The sequence below is a fragment of the Limnospira sp. genome (genome assembly GCF_051859755.1).
Taxonomy (GTDB): Bacteria; Cyanobacteriota; Cyanobacteriia; order Cyanobacteriales; family Microcoleaceae; genus Limnospira; species Limnospira fusiformis.
In genome coordinates this window covers 1-8485 of sequence record NZ_JBIMLI010000173.1, presented here as the reverse complement: position 1 = coordinate 8485, position 8485 = coordinate 1, and the positions used below count along the sequence as shown (strand labels likewise).

Genomic DNA, 8485 nt, shown 5'->3' with positions numbered 1-8485 from the left:
ACTCTCAACTATTCCCCAGATGGTTCAACTTGGACGACCGCCGGGAGTTTTACCCAAGCCTTACAAGTGCAACAGGTGGGGTTATTTGCGGGAAATGCCGGAAGTTCATCATCTCCTACGTTTACCAGCCAGGTCGATTACTTCTTCAATACAGCCGCTCCTATTATCCCAGAAGATACCCCAGACCTGTCACCCCCAACGGCGGCTTTACTGGCTCCTGATTTGACTCCTATCTTGGGTAGTGATACCGGATATGCTTTCACGGTTAGCTACTCTGATGACTGGGAAATTCAAGAATCTACTTTAGATGATGCCGATATCCGGGTTATAGGACCATTAGGGGTTCAGCAACTGGCTAGTTTGGTGCGTGTCTACGGTGAGGAAAATGGAAACACCCGGAATGCTACCTATCAAATTACACCTTCTGGCGGCGTTTGGGATGTCTCCGACGGCGGAACTTATACCGTCATCATGGAACCCAATGCTGTTAGTGATATGGCAGGTAATTTTATCCCAACTGCCACTTTGGGTAGTTTTACCGTTGATTTTAGCGCTAATACACCGACTCAAAATATTGTTTTCCCGGCTGATGCAGGTGTGGTTGATGTTAGGGATTATGGAGCGATTCCTAATGATGGTATAGATGATACTGCTGCTATTCAGCAAGCTATTAATGAGAATGCTGGTCAAAATCGGATTATTTACTTCCCTAATGGGGTTTATGATGTTAGTGGAAGGATTGCATACCCTGGCAGTGAAAAGCGCAATATTCTTCAGGGGGAAAGCCGTGATGGCACTATTATTAGACTTCAAGATAATTTGGGTTTTGATACTGCGGTTATTGATACCGGAAATCCACCCGCTCAAAGGTTCCGCAATAGTATCAGGGATTTGACTGTTGATGTGGGTCAGGGAAACCCAGATGCGATCGCTATTAATTTTATAGCAAACAACCAGGGAACTCTCAATAATGTTCGCATAGTTTCCCGTGATGGACAAGGTGCGATCGGTCTTGATCTCGCCACCGATGAAAATGGACCTCTACTGGTTAAGGATGTCGAAGTCGTCGGATTTGATGTCGGTATTCGGACTTGGAATCCTACCGCTACTCAAACACTCGAAGGCGTTAAACTTGTTAATCAAAATGTTTATGGTTGGCAGAATTTTAATCAAACTCTGTTTGTGCGAGACTTAGAAAGCACTAATGCCGTTCCCGTCATTTGGAATATGCCTGATGGTTCCAGTGATTTTACGATTATGGATGCTAACTTAACTGGGGTCGGTGCAGCCGCCACTCAACCTGCTATTCATAATCAAAAAGGGATGTATGTTAATAATCTCAATACCTCTGGTTATGAACTGGCTATTCTACAGGATGATAATGGACGAGGTAACTTGTCTCAACCTGATGGTTATGTGGCTGAGTGGATGGCGCGTGGTGGCTTTAATACCCTATTTGATGCTCCCACTCAGGCTTTTGAACTGGAAGTTTTGCCAACTCCCGTAGTCCCTTGGGATGATTTGTCTGATTGGGTCAGTCCTTTGGCTTTTGGTGGTTTGCCTAATGATGGCATTGATGATACCCTGGCAATTCAGGCGGCGATCGATTCTGGTGCTAGTACCGTTTACCTACCTAATGGGGTATGGAATATTGGTGGTAATCTTCAGTTAAGAAATAATCTACAGCGCTTTATTGGCACAGAAGCTACTATTCTAGGTAGTGGCACAATTACTGTCGCTGATGGCACTACCGATGTCGTCTCTGTGGAGCGTTTGGAAGCTCCAAATATTACCTTTGTTCAAGACAGCGATCGGACTATGGTTATGTCCAATATGATTATTAATCAGTATTTTAACACCAGTCAAGGAACTGGGGATTTATATATTGAAGATATCAGTGGCGGTCCTTGGTCTTTCACTAATCAAAATGTTTGGGCTCGTCAAATTAATCCCGAGACTATTCACACTCCCCGAATTAAGAATGATGGCGGTAATTTGTGGATTCTTGGCTACAAAACTGAGGATGAGGGGACATTAGTTGAGACTGTTAATGGTGGAAAAACTGAAGTTTTGGGCGCTTATATACTCCATGGAGAATTTGGAGATATCCCCGTTTTTATTAATAATGAATCCTCTCTAAGCTATGTCGCAGCCAGTTTCCGATCTTTCAAGGGTGAGCCTTTACCCGCTGTCGGAGTAGAGGAAATTCAGAACCTGGAAACCAGACGAACTGTGGGACTTCCTGGCTACTATAGTTCTACCTCTTTAAATCGGGTTCCCGTTAATACCATAGTTGGTACTCAAGGCGATGATTGGCTGAATGGAACAGACCCCAATTCCTCTAATCCTGGACGCGGACAAATAGATATATTGACAGGAAATGGCGGTTTTGATACATTTGTCTTAGGTGACAGTAATTCTGTGTACTATGATGATGGCATTGATGACCAACCCGGTTGGCAAGATTATGCTCTGATTACTGATTTTGATAATGATGTGATTCAGCTTCACGGTAGCTCAGAAGATTATCGCCTCGCAGATAGTCCCCAAGGCTTACCTAATGGGTTGGCTATCTTCTATAAAGGCGATGTTACTGATGAACTTATTGGTATTGTGCAAGGAATGAACAATATCAGTTTAAATAGTTCCTCTTTTGTTTATGTGTAATCCTGAAAACGAGGATTGATGGTTGATTGACGGTTGAGTTGAGATCTGCTTATTCAACTTTTATTCACATGAGAGGCTACAGGTAAAATATGGTACAAACTTATCCTCCTCATCCCCGCGTTAGCATTGGTATGCCTGTCTACAATGGGGAAAATTTTATACAGGAAACTTTAGATTGTCTATTGTCTCAGACTTTTGATGATTTTGAACTGATTATTTGTGATAATGCTTCCACGGACAGGACTGAGGAAATTTGCCGAGATTATGCGGCTAGGGATAAACGTATCCGTTACTATCGCCATCCAGAAAATTTGGGTGCCGCTAAAAATTATAATCGAACTTTTGAATTGTCTACCGCTGAATATTTTAAGTGGGCAGCACACGATGATTTATATGCTCCCGAGTTTTTAGAACGCTGTGTAGAAGCCTTGGATAGTCACCCGTCTGCTGTTTTGTGTTACCCTCAAGAATACTGGATTGATGAACAAGGAAATCCGCTCAAATCTCATGCTGATATTCTCAATTTGCGATCGCCAAAACCCACGGAGCGATTTAAACAATATCATGACCTTTGGCAACAACGTAAGTATATGCCAGGACACATGGTATTTGGCTTAATGAGAACTGATGAACTGAGAAAAACTCAGCTAATTGGAGATTATATATGGGCTGACTTACCCTTGGCTGCTGAACTCGCACTTAGAGGCGAGTTCTATGAAATTCCTCAACCTCTTTTCTTTTATAGGGAGCATTCCCAAACCTCACGAGCCATCCGCAAAGATGCTGGTAGTTTGGCTCTTTTGAATTGGTATAACTCTCAGACAACTAGAAAGTTTTCACTCACCAATTGGACGCTTTTATTTCAATATATCAAAGTGATTAATCGGGTTCCTATCACATTTTCCGAAAAGCTATATTGCTATGGTCAAATGGGTAGGTGGGTCTCGTGGAAGTGGAAAAGGCTGGGTTGGGAGTTGATGCAAGCTGCTGTCCAAGCGCCTAGTGTATTTTTCCCAAAAACCCAAAATACTTAATTTATTTGAGCAAGCCATCAAAGACTTTACACCTTTAATGACCATAACCTATTAATTACATTTCCGGTTCCATAAACTCCAAAAATAAGTCCACGGTCTCCGGTTTAACCCATCCCTTACTAATTGCCATTTCTCCAAACCTCAGTCCGGTTTTATGTTGCTTTTCTAAAATTATCTGAATTTGATGTTCATTTAATAAAGCCGCTGATTTTAAATAGTACCCTAAAGGATGCTGTTCTCTGTGAATAGCTAATTCAGGTAACTGCTCTGTGAAAAACTCTATGGTTTCCGGTTTCAGTAAACCTTGGGAAGTTAAAATATCTCCAAAACGCAGGTTTTTTCGGAGTCGCTGAGTTTGTAAAACCATCTGTACTTGATCTGGAGAAAGTAAACCCGCCCTTTGTAAGACACGCCCCACAGGTCGATAGACTAAACCCCTGGGCGCTTCAATTAATACATTACTAGGAATTTCCGAGTATTGTTTTTTAACCCGGTCTAACCAATGATACTCAGTTAATAGTTGTTTAGTTGCTAATAACATAAACGGCGGAATTGTCTTAGCATAGCGACCAAACAAACGATTAGGTTCTTGAACTAATCGGTAAAACCATTCTAATCCGGACTCTCGCACCCACTCTGGGGCGCGAGTCTGAAAACCTGCATAAACGGGAAACACCGCCCCAATTCCAATCATCACAGCCCGAATTTTGCCTCGATGCTGATGAATAAATTTTTCTTGTTTAGGACATCCCAGAGAAACAAATATTAACCCCGCCCCACTATTGTTAATTTCTTTAATTAATGCGTCATCTTCGGCTTGAGTCAGGGGGCGAAATGGCAAAGATTTAAACCCCGCGACCTTTAAATGGGGAAATTCATTGAGGACTTTGGTTTGCATTTTTTCCAGAACCTCTGGTTTAGAACCTAAGAAAAAAACGCTGACATTATATAAGGGTGCTAAGTTACACAAACTCAGGAGCATATCCATTCCTGCCACTCGGTCTTGAGGAATACCTACTTGCCGAATCATCCAGACTAGAGGCATTCCGTCAGGAGTTACCATATCAGCATTTTCTAATATCCGAGCAAATACAGGATTCCAATAGGCTTCCATGAGCATATGAACATTTGCCACACAAACGACCCGGCTTTGTCGCCGAGAACCCCACTCCAAAATAGTTTCAATTTGGTCTCTGAACTGGAGAGCGGTAATATAAGATCCTACAACTTTCACTTGGCGAATAGGTAAGCTCATAGTTTTTATATAACTTTAATATAAATAAGTTGTTCAACAAAAAATAGAGCAATATGTTTACTACAAGTATACTCGACTCTATAGCAGTTTGGCAAGTCAAGTTTGATTAACTTACATTGTGATTTGTATCTTGGGGAAACGTTACTAGGCAAATCACCAGGACAATGATATGTTAGTAGGTAAATATTAGCACCTATAACTATGTTAGAAACACCTATCTGTCCGGTATGCGGTTCGGAACATCGCCAGGTATTTTGGGAAATGTTGGATATTCCGGTTTTTTGTAATATCCTATGGTCGGATCGTGATGGGGCTATTAATTGTAATCGTGGAGACTTGAAACTGGCTTTCTGTGAAGATTGCGGTTTTATTGATAATATAGCTTTTGATCCACAACGTTTAGAATATACGCAAGTCTATGAAAATGCTCTGGATTTTTCCCCTCGGTTTCAGCAGTATGCTCAGAATTTAGCTGAAAGGTTAATCAATACCTACAATTTACAGGAAAAGACTATTATTGAGATCGGATGTGGTAAAGGGGAATTTCTGACGCTATTGTGTGAATTGGGGAACAATCGCGGCATCGGTTTTGACCCGACTTATGTGCCTTTACCTGACCATGAAAAATTGGGCGATCGCCTCCAGTTTATTCGGGATTTATATTCGGAAAAATATGCTGATTACCAAGGAAATTTTATCTGCTGTCGCCACACATTAGAACACATACCCACCCCCACAAACCTGCTAAAATCCCTAGCACAAATAGTGGGAAATAAACCAGAAACCGGGATTTTCTTTGAGGTTCCTAATGCCTTAGATATTTTTGATAATCTGGCAGTTTGGGATATTATTTATGAACATTGCTGTTATTTTGCGCCCGTCAGTTTAGCCTATGCTTTCTCATCCTGTGGTTTTGAGGTTAAACAAATAACCGAAGAATTCCGAGGGCAATTTTTATGTCTGGAAGCGCAGCCTAGTCTTAATAGCGATCGCACGATTAAACCGGAAACCGAACAGGTTAATCAGTTAGCTAACAGCATTGCTGAATTTTCACAAAAGTTTGAGGATAAGTTATCAGAGTGGGAACAAAAACTAGGTGATCTGGTTAACCAAGGCCAGCGGGTGGTCATTTGGGGCAGTGGTTCCAAAGGTGTGACATTCTTAAACTTTATGAAAGCAGCCAAGACAGCAATTGAATATGTTGTTGATATTAACCCTCGCAAACAGGGAATGTATGTAGCGGGAACTGGTCAAAAAATTGTCCCCCCTGCATTTTTAGTAGACTATAAACCAGATGTGGTGATTATCATGAACCCTATTTATGAACAGGAAATCACCCAGATGCTACAGGCTCTGGGTTTAACATCCTGTCAAGTGCGCTGTGATGTTTGAGGTTAAATCATTCTAATTTTGGAAGGGTCATTAATCCCCAAGTTTCCGGGTCCCAAATTCATGCTGATATCTAACCAGGGGGAACGGGTAATAGTAGCGCTAGTGGAGATATAATCAACACCAATTTCGGCAACTTGGCGAATAGTTTGTAGGGTAATATTTCCTGATGCCTCAATTTTAATGCGGCTATTATACTGGCGAATCATCTCGATCGCCTCTTGCATCATAGCTACGGACATATTATCTAACATGATAATATCCGCCCCCGCATTTACCGCCGTTTTCACCTGTTCAATAGTTTCGGTTTCCACCTCAATGGTCAGAGGATAAGGCATAGTTTCGCGAATTAGGGCGATCGCTTTTTCAATACCCCCAGCCGCCAAAATATGATTATCTTTAATCAAAACCGCATCATCAAGTCCCATGCGATGATTTTTCGCCCCCCCGACTTGGACGGCATATTTTTCTAACAGTCGCAGTCCTGGGGTAGTTTTGCGGGTATCCACCAGTTGAGTCGGTAAATCAGCGATCGCATCCACATATTCACGGGTGGAAGTGGCTACCCCACTCAGTCGCATCGCCAAATTTAGGGCTACCCTTTCCCCCATCAACAAAGCATCTAGGGGTCCTTCTAATTGTAGGATTACTTGTCCACGATCGCACCGATCGCCATCTTTCACCGTTGGTGTCACCTCAAGGCGATCGCTTAACAGTTGAAAAACCCGCGCCGCCACTGCTAACCCCGCCATAATTCCTGGCGCTTTCGCGGACCAATGCGCTGTTCCCCATAAACTTTCCCCCCTCAACAAACCATCAGTAGTGCGATCGCCCCTACCAATATCTTCAGTTAACCACTGTTTTAGCTGAGGGTCTAGGACGATCCAGGGCGGTAAGATTGCTGATTTGGGTTTAATCATGCTATTGTTCCTTAAAAACTAAAGCCCCCCTCCGTTTATCACTGGAAGGAAGCTATAGTTTATATTAATCCTGGCATCTTGCTATTTTCCCAGGCAGCTACCCGCCAAGTATCTTCGCCGTTTCAGCGTTTCACATCCGAGTTCGGGATGGATCGGTGTGGTTCCACTGAGCCATAGACACCAGGAAAGACTTAAAATCTTTCGAGGTTGCTGGAAAGTCGCTCTCGCTTGTTTCCCTCGCACAATTAATAATAGTAGTAGGTTATCGGATATATGTCAACCCCTTTCACCAAATTTTTGGCAAATTTGTTGCCAAACCTCTCTGTGTGGGATTTTCCAGGTATCTGGGAATAGTTTATATTTAGGCAATGTTGCTGAAACTAGGCCCCTGGGAGGGTAAATTATAAAAATTAGCTAGGCTCCCCGGCCACGGCAATTTTTTGGTAAAATGTTGAACTGCTACGCTCAGATTGAAACTATGTTGCCCAAATGGTTAATACTACACTGGCGTTTATTATTGGTGTTATCAGTTATTGGCGGACTGCTTACGCCATTTGTGCTGAACTTATATATTAACTTGATCACCCAAACTCGCCGCTACACTGAGATCGCCGATGTTCCTGACAAACCGGTGGCGATCGTGTTTGGGGCGGGACTTTGGGCGGATGGAACCCCTACACCGATGTTAGCCGATCGCATTCAGGGGGCGATCGACCTGTACAAACTGGGACGGGTTGAAAAGATTTTAATGACCGGAGACAATGGCACTCCCGAATATAATGAGGTAGTGGCCATGCAGCTATATGCGATCGACCAAGGAGTTCCCGCAAACGACATTCGCCTGGACTATGCGGGATTTAGTACCTACGAAAGCTGTTATCGCGCCAGGGAAATTTTTGGCATCGAGACGGCGGTACTAATCACCCAACAATATCACCTACCCCGTGCGGTGTATATATGCAATCGTTTAGGGATTGATGCGATCGGTTTTGGGACACCGGACTGGGGCAAATTTCGGGATGATTCCATGCGATTCTATACCCGGCGAGAACTTCTAGCCGTTGTCAAAGCTGTTGTCCAAGTCCATATTCTTCGCCCTAAACCCACCTTCCTAGGACCCTTTGAGGGAATGTATTAATGACGAAGTCAGCACCCCCGGCTGAAGCACGGGGGCTTCGTGCCCCCCGCTTTCAGGTAGCTGACCAGCTTAAGCCTTAACT

General features: G+C 43.1%; 6 protein-coding genes and 1 rRNA gene. 4 read left to right on the top strand and 3 right to left on the bottom strand.

What is annotated here, in order from left to right:
* Positions 1–2667, top strand: a 2667-nt coding sequence (locus tag ACTIE0_RS21250) for a glycosyl hydrolase family 28-related protein (RefSeq protein ID WP_439516977.1), incomplete at its 5' end; no start/stop codon positions are given.
* An 89-nt stretch (positions 2668–2756) separates the two neighbouring features.
* A complete protein-coding gene (locus ACTIE0_RS21245) occupies positions 2757–3701 on the top strand; it encodes a glycosyltransferase family 2 protein (protein ID WP_006621592.1) in 945 nt (314 codons plus the stop codon).
* A gap of 55 nt (positions 3702–3756) precedes the next feature.
* Here ACTIE0_RS21245 and ACTIE0_RS21240 read toward each other — a convergent pair whose 3' ends face one another.
* On the bottom strand, positions 3757–4956 hold the full coding sequence (locus ACTIE0_RS21240) for a WecB/TagA/CpsF family glycosyltransferase (protein ID WP_006667882.1): 1200 nt from the start codon (positions 4954–4956) through the stop codon (positions 3757–3759).
* Between the two features lie 201 nt (positions 4957–5157).
* Between ACTIE0_RS21240 and ACTIE0_RS21235 the strand changes: the two genes are divergently transcribed.
* Positions 5158–6348, top strand: coding sequence for a class I SAM-dependent methyltransferase (locus ACTIE0_RS21235; RefSeq protein ID WP_006621590.1), 1191 nt, complete (start codon positions 5158–5160; stop codon positions 6346–6348).
* A 2-nt stretch (positions 6349–6350) separates the two neighbouring features.
* Here the strand turns inward: ACTIE0_RS21235 and nadC are convergent, their stop codons facing one another.
* On the bottom strand, positions 6351–7265 hold the full coding sequence (nadC, locus tag ACTIE0_RS21230; RefSeq protein ID WP_006621589.1) for a carboxylating nicotinate-nucleotide diphosphorylase: 915 nt from the start codon (positions 7263–7265) through the stop codon (positions 6351–6353).
* A 68-nt stretch (positions 7266–7333) separates the two neighbouring features.
* Positions 7334–7450 (bottom strand): 5S ribosomal RNA (rrf, locus tag ACTIE0_RS21225).
* 263 nt (positions 7451–7713) lie between these two features.
* Between rrf and ACTIE0_RS21220 the strand changes: the two genes are divergently transcribed.
* Entirely contained in the window at positions 7714–8403 is a 690-nt protein-coding gene (locus tag ACTIE0_RS21220) for a SanA/YdcF family protein (protein WP_006667881.1), read from the top strand.
* Positions 8404–8485 lie beyond the last annotated feature (82 nt).